The organism is Paenibacillus periandrae, from assembly GCF_022458865.1.
In the GTDB taxonomy this organism is placed as follows: domain Bacteria; phylum Bacillota; class Bacilli; order Paenibacillales; family NBRC-103111; genus Paenibacillus_S; species Paenibacillus_S periandrae.
Map to the genome: position 1 here is coordinate 1 of NZ_JAJNMU010000042.1, position 12680 is coordinate 12680.

Genomic DNA, 12680 nt, shown 5'->3' on the forward strand with positions numbered 1-12680 from the left:
CTTGAGGGGGTAGTGTCCCATGGACGTGCGGGTTCAAATCCCGCCGACCGCATTGTTAGACCCTATTAGAGAAATCCTTCTAGCACAAGGGTTTCTCTTTATTTTTGGGCGTCTGTGAACGGCGGGAGAATGGTCTCTGTATCTCTCTCTTTGTGGCCTTGGGGACGGATTGGGGACGGATTCAAATGATCGAATTTAGCAGCGGTCTCTTTGCTAACTTTTTTGGTGACGTGTGTATACAGGTCTGCCGTGGTTTGATACTTTGAATGGCCGAGCCGTTTTTGAATCGCCTTCATATCCGCATCGTTTTCGATCAAGATGGTGGCTGAGGTGTGCCGCAGATCATGGAAACGGATGTGCTCAAATCCATGCTTAATCAAAAACTTAGTCCACCATTTGGACGGCTGCGTGTGATAGAACGGTTTGCCAAATCCGGCATGGAAAACAACTTGTCGATCACCGCCCAACCATTTATTGAGTTCGGACATTTTCCAGAAGGTAACCATCCACTGTTTGTGATACTCTTTTAACTCGGCCATGTACCATTCTGGCATAGATACAATCCGTTTGGAAGTATTATTCTTTGGGCCTTTTCGCACCGCTTGGCTGTTCTCCGTCAGCGATATACTGCGTTTGATCGCCACCGTATTCTCCTTGAAATCCACATCCGGCCACTCTAGGCCAAGCAGCTCGCCGCGACGAAAACCGCCCAGCATAGCACCCAAGCAGAACATCCGCCACACAACCGGAGCGGATTCATAGAGTTTTTGAATCACCAACTGGGCCTGTTCTTCATCGTAGTATCTCATTTCCTGCTGCTCTACTTTTGGTTTAGGCACGCCATTCATTGGATTCTCCTTCAGAAGCCGCCAATCGACCGCTCGGCTAAACACATTTTTAGTAACGCGGTAAATATACTCAATCGTTCCTGGAGACAGCACGCCGTTTTTCCGATCCTTTCGTGCGCCCTCTTTTCGGAGGTCGTTGGCAAACGTCACCAGGTGCATGGTCTGGATCTGGTCAACGCGCATATGTCCGAGCGTCGGTAGGATGTGGTTGTCCAAATGATGTACATAGGTTTTGTATGTTAGCGCGGCCAGCTTTTTCTTTGCGTACTTCTCCTTCCACTCCTCGACGAAAGCTGAAAAGAGCATTTTGTCAGGGGCGATGTATTCCCCGGCCTCCACCTCAATCTTGAATTTTGATAATTCACCATCCAAATAATCCTGTAATTTCTTTGTGGTCCTTAAAAGTGCCTTGTCCTCGATTACGATTGTTTTGCGTTCCCGCCCTCTCCCGCCACCGATCTGATTACCAGCTTCTACCGTGAGGCGCCAAGAATTACTGCTGCGTTTTTCGATACTTCCCTTAGCCATTTCAAAAACTCCCATCCCAAACGTATGTTCTGTTTTTATCTATGAGTAAACAGCCTTGCAGCTGGAAAGCGCAAAGTTAGTATGTAAATTCTGGGGTGGTAAGATCTATAGGTTAATGAATGAGTCCTCGTTTGTCCAAAGATTAAGTTTACGTTCAGGTTTGCTTTTCAGGTGTGCGACTTCTTCTGGAACGCCGCAGGCGACAGCGGCATCATAGATCGTCATGCCGGTCAATAGCAATTCATCGGAAATCAGCAGTTCAACGGCGAACTGGTTGGCCTCGCGTTCGACCTTGTCGATGGACTGCAACGTGTGAGCCTTTAAATACGGCGTGTTTACTTTTGGATGGAGTAGAGAGTGGGCTAGTTCATGGGCACAAGTAAACCGCGATTGAGCCTCTTTCATTAGCTCATGCAAGTGAATAATCGGGATGCGGTTCACACAGCTAAAGTAACCCCAAGTCGATTTTCCCAAGTATTCATACAGAACCAAAATATTTCTCATGCTGGCTATTCTAAAGGGGTCATTGGTTCCGTGGAGTTGAATTAGCTTTTTCACCATATTTACCATTCAAAGCCCCCCGGAGACTATTTGCGATATTTATTTGGCGTAAATTTCTTTTTGGCCATGTATTTGGAAAGCCGCAACGTGTTTTCGATTGATGCAAGCAAAGCCTCTCGATCTTCTTCATCCTCCAGCGGCTCGCCGTTATATGCAAGAGCCATGTCGCTAGCCAAATCTTCTTTAATCTTCTCAAGACGCTTCATAATGTCGCGTTCATCTTTTGATGATAAGGCGTAAGGGTCTAAAGAATTGCCGCGTGAGGAAATTTCCCTCTCTGAATCGGTTTTACCAAGTGATTCAGCATCTATCCCTAGCGTTCTACATATTTTCAAAACATTGTCTATAGATGCATTCGCTAAGTCTCGCTCTATCATAGAACGGATTGTTGTGTAAGCTACTCCCGATGCTTTGGATAAGCTCATGACATTAAATCCTTTTTCCTCAATTATTTTAGTTAAATATTCCCCTCTAGTCACTAATACACTACCTCTCAAATCAATTTAAACTTACGCAATTTCGTAACTCCTATCTAAAGATACCATGTCAATTTTTATTTGTAAACTAATAAGTTACGATTTTGAGTATATAAATGGAAATTAATTGTTGACAAGTTACTTTAAATCGTATATATTTACCTCATCACATACGATATGTCGTAACATCAGGAGGTGATAGTATGTATCCAAACCTCGATGCAGAAATGGCCAGAAGAGGTATAAAAAGAAAAGATTTAGCTTGTTTATTCAAGAATCGAACAGCCACTGTATCTGACAAATTGAATGGGAAATATCCTTTTCTGCTAGACGAAGCTTTCAGGATTAAAGAAACTTATTTTCCTGATATGCCTTTAGATTATTTATTTAAACAGACAAATCAGAACACATCCTAACCGAGATGCTTTTAGTTATTTCTTTATTATGAGGAGGTCATTATGAGCGTTGCTGACCAGATTTTTGAATCTCTTGTCGAGGCGGCTACCGCTGAAGCGGTTCGTCGGGTACTAAGTCAAGTTCAAACGCAGATTAAACCGGATCGAACATTAAATACCCAGGAAGCGGCAGATTACATTGGTGTAAGTCGCAAGACGATCTATGTCATGTGCGCTGAAAAACAAATCCCACATATACCAGCAGGTTCCATCCGATCGAATAAACCGGTATATCTGTTCCGACAATCGACTTTAGATGCCTGGATGCTTGAACGTGAGCAGGCCAGTTGCCCTGACCTAAAATAATCTATCAAGCTATCGGAGTGTTAAGTAGATTACGAGGAAGGAGGTGATAACAACTATGCAAATATCAGCAAGCCTTATGAAAGACCGCTATTGGAGCGGAACGCTGTACTTATTTTTGAACAACCCAAAGCTTAACCGCTACCTGACTATACAGTATTTCAATTTGGAAGAAGGCACGATCCAGGCCGCTGCCTTGAAGAAGCTGGCAAAGCCTTGGGCCGAGTCGGAGAAATTCATGCTCAACTTAGCCCTGCACATGTATAACGAACAGCATAAGGTCAACTTGTCCGACATGGACCATCTGGACTTCAATAACAAGCAGCTCGTGTTTGAAGCGTTGAGACTAAGGTTTGGATGATGAGAGGAGGGAAGGCATTTGGGCGCACAGCAAAATGACATAATCCAGGATAGCCTTGTTGATGCCTGCAAACGGCAGTTGATCGAGGATGGCAAATTAGTATTAACGGACAGCGGGTATCGCCTTACGGCGCGGGGACGCGAAGCCGTCATGAAGGAACTACGTAGGTATGAACTTCGACCGGCAATGGCGATGATGCTCGAAATTCACGTGTTGAACCAGCACGAGCATTCAGTTTGGTAAGGAGGAGTGTGAATGTCAGACGAAATGCTTGATCGGTTGGGCGAGTACTTTGTATATCACCAGATTTTAGAGCGCTACGGTATCCGGTTCGAGCAATTTGTGCAGAAGGTGAGGGCGGGGACATGGGAAGCGTACTTAGCGGCTTGATTATGAATGCTGAGATCCAACGCCGTATTGATGAATTGGACTCTTTTCTTTCCATTACTGTGATACATCCGGAGAGGTTCGACAACGTGGAAAAGGTGAGGGAATGGTTGGAAAGTGAAATTGCTCAACTCGAAGCTGAGCAATTAGCAATGTTGGAAGAGGAAAAAGAAAATAGCCGCCTGGCGGGGCGGCTGGTTGAAAAGCAAGGAAATATACTTAGACCCAGTATAGCGCAATGGCGGATGCTGGGCAAGGGGGAAAACGACAAATGAAAACTGGGAAAACTCTGCAAGAATTAGCGATTGAATTGGATCGTCAAAACAACGTAAAACGGGACTTCATTTTGGATACTCGAAAAATTAGCATGGCCATGGATAGCGGAAAGCCAAATTTAGATATCGTCCAGTCCATCAAAGGGGAACACGTTAACATTGATCGCTTTTCAATGAACGATATTGCACACCGTCAAGTGGGTACACACCTGAGCATTCCAGCAAAATATTATGACCGTATGCTGAAGGAATACCCTGATTTGCTTACCACGAATGTAAATGCATGGTTCCATAAGCAGCCTGCACGCAGAATGGTGAGGACATTGGATGGTAACGCCAGGGCGTTCCTATCGGATCGATATCGCAGGATTGATAATTTCGAGATTGCCTCAGCTGTGCTACCAGTGATTGGCGAAATGCGGGACGCACGGGTTGAGAGCAGCGAGCTGACGGATAGCCGGATGTATCTCAAAATTGTCAATCCGCGGCTTGAGACTGAGGTTCGGAAAGGTGACATCGTTCAGGCTGGCATCTTGATCTCTAACAGTGAAGTTGGCCACGGTGCTGTCAGTGTTCAACCCTTGGTATTCCGGCTCGTCTGCTCGAATGGCATGATCGTTAACGACTTGGGTCAGCGCCGTTATCATGTTGGGCGACAAAATACTGGGGATGAGTACGAGTTGTTCAGGGACGAGACCCTTCAGGCGGATGACAAGGCGTTCATGATGAAAATTCAGGATACCGTTCGCGCTGCTGTTGACGAAGCGAAGTTTCATAAAGTTGTCGATAAGATGCGGGAAGCGACTGAGGCACCAATCACAGGCAAAATCCAAGATGTTGTTGAACTATCGGCAAAGAAGTGGAACCTCAACCAAGGTGAATCAGAAAGCGTGTTGCAGCATTTGATCAAGGGATCCGATTTATCGCTCTTTGGACTTAGCAACGCAATGACCCGCGCAGCCCAAGATGTTGAAAGTTACGACCGCTCGACAGAGATGGAATCACTGGGCTGGGATGTCCTAAATGTAACTAGCAATGAATGGAACGATCTTAACAAAGGAGGGCAAAGCCAATGAAAGGAACTGGCATAGTACGTCGTATTGATGATCTTGGTCGTGTAGTAATTCCGAAGGAGATTCGCCGCACATTTGGAATTTCCGAGGGCGATCCGCTTGAAATATTTGTGGACGGTGATCTCGTGCTGTTAAGGAAATACGTCCCAGGCTGCATATTGTGCGGATCTCTAGAATCTTTGACGCCTTTGTGTCCAGGTAAGGAAATTTGCGCCGGCTGCATCAAGACCATCAACGCCATTGTGCCGATTGCGAACGAGAATCAAACTGCTGGCACTCAAATGCTGGAGGGCGAATCATGAGCTTCAGCGCCCCATACGATTTTTACGAATGTCAGAATTGCTGCTTGGGCTATGCGGTAGAAACGGATCAATCGGACGAACCAGCATGCCCAAGCTGCAGCAATACAGATGCTGATTTTAAAGGAACGAAAATCGTCGAGTTTTCGGAATAATGGCGTGGGAGGGCAAGAAATGAATGTTTTTGATGCAGCGGAAGATATCAAAAATGAGCTCAAAGAAGCAATAGTGGTACTAACAGACGGAGGATTCTATTTAGCAGCCAATGTTTTGGAAAGAAGGCTGGCACAATATGAGACTACTGAAGATGAAATTAAACGGCATTTAGTTTGACCCTATCAGGTGGGGGTTTGAGCGATCGAACCTCCAGTGATGCGGTTAAGCGTCGATATCATTTAGATCATTAGCGCGAGGGTTCCATTGTTTGTCGTTGTTGACTCCCTCATCAAAAGGAAAATACAGCGGCTGGTTCGCCATTAGCCACATAACCGCCTGTTTGATTCGAGTGATCGGTCCGATGGGTCGATGGGTTGGGAAAATGGCAACTCTCGCGGTGATGATCTCAAGCTTCGGCTTCATCGTTGGCCGCTCAAACCGGGGCTTCCCCCTTTCCCTCCGGCGACCTTGAGCGGCGAACGATGGTGCAGACCATCCAAGGGACGGTGGCTTGGTATATCCACCGAAAAAACATATATGCTGCGGCGGTTGCAGATCCGCCATGCCAGGGATTCCCGAGACGGCAGTATCAAAACTGATTCCCTTGTTTTATACCATTACAGAGGAAGGAGGTAAGCCTGTGGGTGAAGCTGCTGATATGATTTTGGAAGGTTTGTTATGCGAAGCTTGCGGTGACGTTATTGACGGCGAAGAGCCAGGCTATCCGCGCAAATGCAAGTGCTGCAAGAAAGGTAAATAACCCGCCTGGCAGCGGGCTACATCAAAACAGTAGATGCCCCCATTTTATCACGGATGGGTGGGGGCGACAAGGAGGCAACCATGGATATACAGACCATTATTAAAAGACTGCTGGCATTGCCGGCAGAAATTACGATCGCTGAGGAGAATGTTTTGCAGGCTCATGCCCGGCTGATCGACGCCAAGGACATGCTGCAGCAAAAAGAGGACTCTCTTCTTCTCGGCAATATGCTTGATGGAAAAAATGCAGAAACAAGGGCGGCCCAAGCACGTCAGTTCACGACGCACGAACGTGAAATTCTTTCAGATGCTGAATTAAATCTGAAGAATGCATCTGTTCGTTTGGAACGTCATCGTTACGAATTCAAAGCTCTTCATGCTGTAGCTGAATTGCTGAAGGGGGCGGCGTAATTGAGCGAAATTCAAGTTCTACCCTCCTCAGGTGGAAATGCCGGAGGTAGTGCAATCGTTGATTTTGAATTGGGTAGCGTTGCCGATTTCAAACGGAGGCTGACCGATATGAAGGCGAAATATGATTTCCTCCAAGAGTTTTTCAAAGAAATTATGGTGAAGGATGAGGATTTTGGTGTTGTACCCGGGACGCAGAAGCCCACATTGTACAAACCAGGCGCGGAAAAATTATGCGAGTTGTACGGTTTTGCGGCTCATGTAAAAAGCAAAGAAGAGGAACGCGAATTCGATAGCGGATACTATCGTGTGTGCTATACATTGCAATTGATACACCGATCATCCGGCATCATCGTCGGCGAAGGCGTAGGTGAATGCAGCACCTTCGAATCCAAATACCGGTACAGATGGGTTAGCGAGAGTAAGGTCCCCGCCCATTTGGAAAAACAAGATTTGTTCTTTGAGCTTAAGGATGACTGGAAGGATGGACAAAAAACTGGGAACACCTACAAGCAATATCGCATCCCGAATGAAGATTTATTTAGCCAGTGGAATACAGTGCTGAAAATGGCTTATAAGCGTGCATATGTGGGGCTGACGCTGCAGTGCACTCGATCCAGCGGCATCTTTACTCAAGAGGAAGCGGAAATGGACGAGTTTGCTAATGTGCCTGAGGAAGATCGTAAGAAAGCCAAGGGGCGAACCGCAAATGCGAATACTGCGCGCAACCAGTCCGCGGCCTCTGCTGGGAACCAACAGCAGGGAGCAGCTACACAGAAAAATCGGGTGCTATCCCTTATGAAGCAGGCGGATCTGGATTGGAATGGTCTTGCTAGGGAAGCCTCAAATGCTCTCGGTCGTGATGTGAAAAAGGTTGTGCAAGACATAAAAAATGAGGCAGAGTGGAAGGCTGTTGGCGACCATCTTGATCAATATATCGCCGGGACTGGCTCTGAGGATGATCTCGACCTACCGGAGGATCTATGAAAATAGCGCATGTTGCAGACAGCCACTGGGGCTTTGGTTATCAGGGGCCTACGCCTTCCTCACGTTTTGAGGACATTACTCGTACGATGGATGGTGTTGCGGATCGTATTATCGCGGAGCAGTGTGAACTTGTACTGTTCTGCGGTGACGCATTTAAGGACGCCCGTGTTTACATTGACAGGGCGACGGCTGAGATCAAGGCGTTCACTTCCTGGCTTCGTAAATTGTCTGACGCCGGAATTGAAGTCGTAGTGATTAGCGGGACCCCTTCGCATGATGCCATCAGTGCTTACCATCTGATACGTGAGATGCAGATCCCCAACGTTCACATTTTCACAGAATTGGACACGGTTCTTCATGTGAAAGGCTTGAACATTGCCTGCCTACCAGGGATGAATCGATCTACGTTCGCTACAGAGCCGGCTTTCGCAGGTTTACCGCCGCATGAATTCCATCAGAAAATGACCGAGTGGATTACGGATCAGTGCCGGGGGCTGGCTGACCATACGACAAGTATTGTGGCTGGCAAAGCTGTCCCAATGATCCTTATGAGCCACTTAACTTTTGATCTGGCTGATACGGGCTTTGAAGATGCATTGCTTCAGAATGAACCTATCTTAACGGATGAAGCTGCACGCATGTTTGATCTGGTCTGCTTGGGGCATATTCACAGGCCACAAAAGGCTGGCAGCAATGTCTTTTACAGCGGGGCTCCCGAACGGCACAATTTTGGTGATGAAAGGACGATGCCCGGGTTTTATATCCATGAGTTTACAGATGGATACGAGGGACTTAAACACACCGTTTCCCGATTCATTGAGACACCTGCCCGACGCTTCAAAACCATCGATTGGTGCGACATGGATATTCAAGCATGGCTTGATGGTCAACTGGACGACTTCGCACTGGTTAAGGATGCAATTGTCCGGGTGAGATATGCCTGCTCGGAAGAATTGCAGAAGCAATTTGATCGGCGTTCTCTGGAGAGGGCGTTGTATGATGCGGGTGCGTTCTTTGTTGCCGAGATCCGGGCAGAGGTTGAGCGTTCGGAGCGAATCCGAGACGCTGAGGTGACGGAGAACTTGAGCCCGATCACGGCGCTATCAGCTTGGGGTAACAACCAAGGCTACGGATTGGAAGAGATCAGTGAGCTGCAGGCGATGACGACGGAGTTATTGGAGGTTACAGGATGAGCGAAACATTTTATGGATACTGCTATCCAGAGCCGGATGGTTGGCATACTCCTTCTGTCACTTTGAATTCACCGGAAGAAATCTATCGTTACACGCAATTGCATGGCAGAACAGGTATGTTCCGGGAAATTCGTGTGACGGATAGCGGCGATCATACGGTTGTGCAAATGATCGATGGTAAATATGTGTGGCCGGAAGAATGGAAGACTTTTAATAAGGAGGGTGCGAGTTGATTCCTATACGCCTCATTATCCATAATTTCAGAGCTATTGAGTTCGCCGACATTGATTTGTCGGCGGTTTCATTGGCAGCTATCGCTGGTCGGAACGGAGCCGGTAAGAGCTCGGCTTTCACACTGGCTCCACGTTTTGCAGTGTTTGGAGATGTCATCAAGGGTGTCAGCCTGGATGATCTGGTTCGTAAGGGCGTACAGGAAATGATGGTCACATTCGAGTTTGAACACCGCGGCAGTGTGTTTAGGGCGATCCGGACGCGGAGCACGAAGGGCAAGGGCAAAACTACGCTTGAATTCCAGGAGCTGGTCAACGGAAGTTGGGAAAGCCGGTCTGCTGAAAAGATTATTGATACGGAGGCAGTCATTCGAGAGTTGCTTAATCTGGACGATGAGACATTCACGGCCAGCTCCATGATTCTGCAAGGCCAGGCCAACGCCTTCACGGGGGCGACGGCCGGCAGACGGAAGGAGATCCTCTCGCAAATTCTCGGGCTCAACACCTACGAGCAACTGCAGGAGCGTGCTCGGCTGAAGGCAGGCGTGCTGCATTTTGAGATTGAGAAAAGCAAGGACAAGCTACTGACGCTCAATGAACGTTTGTCTGAAAAGCCTGCTAAGGAAGTTGAACTGGGCGTAGCAAGCGACCAACACAGCGTAACGCAAGATTTGATTGATGCAGATGAGCGGAAAATCAAGGAAGCGGAAGCGCAGTGGAACACATTAAAGGCCAAGACTAGCCGTATCCAGCAAATTAACAAGGATATAGCGACCATTGATGAAGAACTTTCAGCACTCCATTTGGAGCAGGCAGGACATGTAGGTCGGCTTGATCGGGCTGAGAAAATACTTTTCAATGCCGAGATCATCCATGCCAAGGCAATCGAACTGGAGCAGGTCAAGCAACAAATTACAGCTCTTGAAGCACGGCAGCATGAATTGGATCGACTTCGCAAGGATTTGGCTGGTACGGTGGCTGACTTGCAACAAATCGATACTTCGTTGACCACTACCACTTCACGCATCCTGCTACTGCAGCAACAGTTAGCAGATCGGGACAAGCTTCATGGGCAAGCGAATTTGTATGAAGCGGAACTGGAGCGGTTGCAGGTGTTCGAGAGTTTGGCAGATCAGTGGAACTTACTGGTTGCAGAATTGGCTGACTTACAATCGAAGCGGGATCGAGAAGCGTCCCGTTTGACACTTGAGGAACGTCTGCTGACGGAGAAAATCGCCGCTTTGGAAAAGCAAGAGGCTCATATCCATAACAGCGGATGCCTTCCGACTTGTAAGTTTCAGAATGAAGCTGCAGCTGCGGTGTTGGAACTGCCGGAGTTGCGACAGCAGCTGAATGCGTTGGATCGGACCTATTTGGACGCTCTTAAGAGCAGTATTGCCACTGCGGAAGATAACCAGCAATCATTGGAATACGATTATGCAGCACATCGCGCTTGCAAAGTGAGGGTGGACGAGCTTCGAGCCCCTGCTTCTAAATTCGCCCAGCTTGCTGGCAAAGACGAACTGCTTGAGCAGACAGAGGAGCAGCAGGGTGATCTGGAAAAACGTAAAGCGGATACTCAAGAACGAGAAGGGATATTACAGCAGCGAGTTGACGGGCTCAACAAAGCCATTGCTCCCTTATCTGAATTGCGCAATAAAGCAATCGAATTGGATCGCTGGGCAAGGCTCAAGGATCAGGTATCAGTAGCTCAGGAAGCCAAACTGAATGCGGAAGAGCGTATAACTGCCATAAATGCTGAAATCATTGGGAAGAACGAGCGAAAGGATAGACTCACAGTCGAGTATGATCTCCTTGTTATAGAAACACTTGAGCAGGATGCGCTTCAGCTTGAGCTCGGACGTTTGCAAGCAGCTCTGCAACAGCGGCGTAAGCAATCATCAGGTCTAGCTGAGCTGATCGGCGGTATTAAGGCGGCACTGGCTACGCTTGAATTGGATCAGCAAGAGCGTGACAGACTGGCTGCCGATATGGAGCCTAAGGCGCAGCGCTGGGCTCGGTACCAGACGTTGATCAAGGCATTTGGCCGTGACGGCATCCCGGCACTCATTATTGAGAACGCGGTGCCGCAGCTCGAGCGGATCGCCAACGAGATCCTTGGCCAGATGAGCAAGGGCAAACATTACGTCCGTTTCGAGACTCAGCGGGAGCTTAAGTCTAAGGCTGGCTTAACGGAAACATTGGACATCATGATCGGCGACTGGTCCGCTGAACGCCCCTATGAAACTTTCAGCGGCGGGGAGCAACTCCGCATCGATTACGCTATCCGGTTCGCCCTGGCTGAACTTTTGGCGCAACGTGCCGGTAGCAAAGTGGAATGGTTGACGATTGATGAGGGGCTAGGCAGTCAGGATGCTGAACACCGTGCCCTTGTGCTGGAGAGCATTAAAGAGGTGGCCGGTCGGTTTAAAAAGGTTCTTGTAATCACTCATATCGAGGATGCACAAACTGCCTTTGACCAGGTGATCCGATTTGACAATGCCGATGGTGGTGTTGAGGTCCATGTCGCGTGAACCGATCTATGATGATTACGGCATCCCTTTGTGCGAATCCCATGTAGGCAACCGGATATGGGAGCTGTACAACTTGGAGCAGGAAGCATTCAAGCGCGAGGTAAGAGCTTACTTTGCGCTTGGGATGCCAGGCTTTACACCCATTAAGATTAGCCACAAACAGCGCATCATATGGCTGAGAGACGACAGGAGGCAAAGGGTATGAGTGTGGAACAGTTAGAGATGTTCACTGAGGCGCGGTCAGCAACACCTGCCCCTTCAGGGGTTCCTGTACTAAATGGGTTTTACTACGAAACATGCAGTAAAAAGTTCGTGTGCTTTGCTCGAGGCAGGCGGCATTTCGAAATGTTAGCCTCGATTTGTAAAGAAACGAAAGCTTGGCAGCAAATGATTATTAAGGAGCGGAGTATATGAGCAAAAGTGAAGCAAGAAAAGCGGCATTTAATCTGATGGAAAAAATGTTTACTGAGGCAACGAGCCAAGGAGCGGAAGCAGTTTCTGAGCATCTGATGGCAAGCGCTTATGGCTTGGGAGCACAAATAGCCGTATCTAGCAAACCTGAACTTGTACCAGAATTATTCAATACGCTCGTAACTGAAATGGGGCGAGGGATTCAAATGGGGATGATGGCCAAGCATGGGATGGTCGGGACCGTCCATGTAAGGACTGAAAGTGTCGTTGTGGAGCGCAAACAATGAAGAATGGCAAGCGACCAACTAAGCGTCAAAAGATTGCAATTGCGGCAGCTAAACTCAATCCTGATAACTGGCTGGTCACAAAATCAATGCCAGAGAAACTCAGCCTTGTACACCGTAATTCCGGCAAACAGCGCAGTATATTAGTTTAA

At 47.9% G+C, this 12680-nt stretch carries 24 protein-coding genes; 20 read left to right on the forward strand and 4 right to left on the reverse strand.

Features of this window, described 5'->3' with window-relative positions; genetic code table 11:
* Positions 1–98 precede the first annotated feature (98 nt).
* The 3 genes from LRL21_RS41425 to LRL21_RS41435 form a co-directional block, all read right to left on the reverse strand.
* A complete protein-coding gene (locus LRL21_RS41425) occupies positions 99–1376 on the reverse strand; it encodes a tyrosine-type recombinase/integrase (RefSeq protein ID WP_240421603.1) in 1278 nt (425 codons plus the stop codon).
* 105 nt (positions 1377–1481) lie between these two features.
* Positions 1482–1946 (reverse strand): ImmA/IrrE family metallo-endopeptidase, encoded by a 465-nt coding sequence (locus LRL21_RS41430; protein WP_240421604.1) that lies wholly within the window; start codon positions 1944–1946, stop codon positions 1482–1484.
* Positions 1947–1963: 17 nt separating this feature from the next.
* Complete coding sequence (locus LRL21_RS41435) at positions 1964–2416, reverse strand: helix-turn-helix domain-containing protein (RefSeq protein WP_240421605.1); 453 nt, start codon at positions 2414–2416, stop codon at positions 1964–1966.
* A gap of 200 nt (positions 2417–2616) precedes the next feature.
* Here LRL21_RS41435 and LRL21_RS41440 point away from each other — a divergent pair, with 200 nt between their 5' ends.
* The 10 genes from LRL21_RS41440 (at position 2617) to LRL21_RS41480 (ending at position 5899) form a co-directional block, all read left to right on the forward strand.
* The gene (locus tag LRL21_RS41440) at positions 2617–2829 is read left to right on the forward strand and encodes an XRE family transcriptional regulator (protein ID WP_240421606.1); all 213 of its coding nucleotides are present in this window, start codon (positions 2617–2619) and stop codon (positions 2827–2829) included.
* Positions 2830–2871: 42 nt separating this feature from the next.
* Positions 2872–3174, forward strand: a complete 303-nt coding sequence (locus tag LRL21_RS41445) for a helix-turn-helix transcriptional regulator (RefSeq protein ID WP_240421607.1) — start codon at positions 2872–2874, stop codon at positions 3172–3174.
* Positions 3175–3250: 76 nt separating this feature from the next.
* On the forward strand, positions 3251–3532 hold the full coding sequence (locus tag LRL21_RS41450) for a hypothetical protein (protein ID WP_240421608.1): 282 nt from the start codon (positions 3251–3253) through the stop codon (positions 3530–3532).
* Positions 3533–3550: 18 nt separating this feature from the next.
* Positions 3551–3775 (forward strand): ABC transporter ATP-binding protein, encoded by a 225-nt coding sequence (locus LRL21_RS41455; protein WP_240421609.1) that lies wholly within the window; start codon positions 3551–3553, stop codon positions 3773–3775.
* A 12-nt stretch (positions 3776–3787) separates the two neighbouring features.
* Positions 3788–3922, forward strand: coding sequence for a hypothetical protein (locus tag LRL21_RS45945; protein ID WP_275901155.1), 135 nt, complete (start codon positions 3788–3790; stop codon positions 3920–3922).
* Positions 3898–4194 (forward strand): hypothetical protein, encoded by a 297-nt coding sequence (locus LRL21_RS41460; RefSeq protein ID WP_240421610.1) that lies wholly within the window; start codon positions 3898–3900, stop codon positions 4192–4194. Before LRL21_RS45945 ends, LRL21_RS41460 begins: the two co-directional genes overlap by 25 nt.
* Positions 4191–5270 (forward strand): DUF932 domain-containing protein, encoded by a 1080-nt coding sequence (locus tag LRL21_RS41465; RefSeq protein WP_240421611.1) that lies wholly within the window; start codon positions 4191–4193, stop codon positions 5268–5270. The genes LRL21_RS41460 and LRL21_RS41465 overlap by 4 nt, the downstream gene beginning before the upstream one ends.
* Positions 5267–5569, forward strand: coding sequence for an AbrB/MazE/SpoVT family DNA-binding domain-containing protein (locus LRL21_RS41470; protein ID WP_240421612.1), 303 nt, complete (start codon positions 5267–5269; stop codon positions 5567–5569). The genes LRL21_RS41465 and LRL21_RS41470 overlap by 4 nt, the downstream gene beginning before the upstream one ends.
* Positions 5566–5721, forward strand: a complete 156-nt coding sequence (locus tag LRL21_RS41475) for a hypothetical protein (RefSeq protein WP_240421613.1) — start codon at positions 5566–5568, stop codon at positions 5719–5721. Before LRL21_RS41470 ends, LRL21_RS41475 begins: the two co-directional genes overlap by 4 nt.
* Positions 5722–5740: 19 nt before the next feature.
* Positions 5741–5899 carry a hypothetical protein gene (locus LRL21_RS41480; RefSeq protein WP_240421614.1) on the forward strand — a complete coding sequence of 53 codons (159 nt, stop codon included), beginning with the start codon at positions 5741–5743 and terminating at the stop codon, positions 5897–5899.
* A 45-nt stretch (positions 5900–5944) separates the two neighbouring features.
* Here LRL21_RS41480 and LRL21_RS41485 read toward each other — a convergent pair whose 3' ends face one another.
* Positions 5945–6145 (reverse strand): hypothetical protein, encoded by a 201-nt coding sequence (locus LRL21_RS41485; protein ID WP_240421615.1) that lies wholly within the window; start codon positions 6143–6145, stop codon positions 5945–5947.
* A gap of 181 nt (positions 6146–6326) precedes the next feature.
* Between LRL21_RS41485 and LRL21_RS41490 the strand changes: the two genes are divergently transcribed.
* From LRL21_RS41490 to LRL21_RS41535, 10 genes are all read left to right on the forward strand, one after another.
* A complete protein-coding gene (locus LRL21_RS41490; RefSeq protein WP_240421616.1) occupies positions 6327–6482 on the forward strand; it encodes a hypothetical protein in 156 nt (51 codons plus the stop codon).
* A gap of 80 nt (positions 6483–6562) precedes the next feature.
* Entirely contained in the window at positions 6563–6892 is a 330-nt protein-coding gene (locus LRL21_RS41495; RefSeq protein WP_240421617.1) for a hypothetical protein, read from the forward strand.
* Positions 6893–7876: a hypothetical protein gene (locus LRL21_RS41500; RefSeq protein WP_240421618.1), complete on the forward strand. Its 984-nt coding sequence runs from the start codon at positions 6893–6895 to the stop codon at positions 7874–7876.
* The gene (locus LRL21_RS41505; protein ID WP_240421619.1) at positions 7873–9069 is read left to right on the forward strand and encodes a metallophosphoesterase family protein; all 1197 of its coding nucleotides are present in this window, start codon (positions 7873–7875) and stop codon (positions 9067–9069) included. The genes LRL21_RS41500 and LRL21_RS41505 overlap by 4 nt, the downstream gene beginning before the upstream one ends.
* A complete protein-coding gene (locus LRL21_RS41510; protein WP_240421620.1) occupies positions 9066–9302 on the forward strand; it encodes a hypothetical protein in 237 nt (78 codons plus the stop codon). The genes LRL21_RS41505 and LRL21_RS41510 overlap by 4 nt, the downstream gene beginning before the upstream one ends.
* The gene (locus LRL21_RS41515) at positions 9299–11833 is read left to right on the forward strand and encodes a sbcc family protein (RefSeq protein WP_240421621.1); all 2535 of its coding nucleotides are present in this window, start codon (positions 9299–9301) and stop codon (positions 11831–11833) included. The genes LRL21_RS41510 and LRL21_RS41515 overlap by 4 nt, the downstream gene beginning before the upstream one ends.
* A complete protein-coding gene (locus LRL21_RS41520; RefSeq protein ID WP_240421622.1) occupies positions 11823–12038 on the forward strand; it encodes a hypothetical protein in 216 nt (71 codons plus the stop codon). Before LRL21_RS41515 ends, LRL21_RS41520 begins: the two co-directional genes overlap by 11 nt.
* Positions 12035–12247, forward strand: coding sequence for a hypothetical protein (locus LRL21_RS41525; protein ID WP_240421623.1), 213 nt, complete (start codon positions 12035–12037; stop codon positions 12245–12247). Before LRL21_RS41520 ends, LRL21_RS41525 begins: the two co-directional genes overlap by 4 nt.
* Positions 12244–12531: a hypothetical protein gene (locus LRL21_RS41530; RefSeq protein WP_240421624.1), complete on the forward strand. Its 288-nt coding sequence runs from the start codon at positions 12244–12246 to the stop codon at positions 12529–12531. The genes LRL21_RS41525 and LRL21_RS41530 overlap by 4 nt, the downstream gene beginning before the upstream one ends.
* The gene (locus LRL21_RS41535) at positions 12528–12680 is read left to right on the forward strand and encodes a DUF6906 family protein (protein WP_240421625.1); all 153 of its coding nucleotides are present in this window, start codon (positions 12528–12530) and stop codon (positions 12678–12680) included. The genes LRL21_RS41530 and LRL21_RS41535 overlap by 4 nt, the downstream gene beginning before the upstream one ends.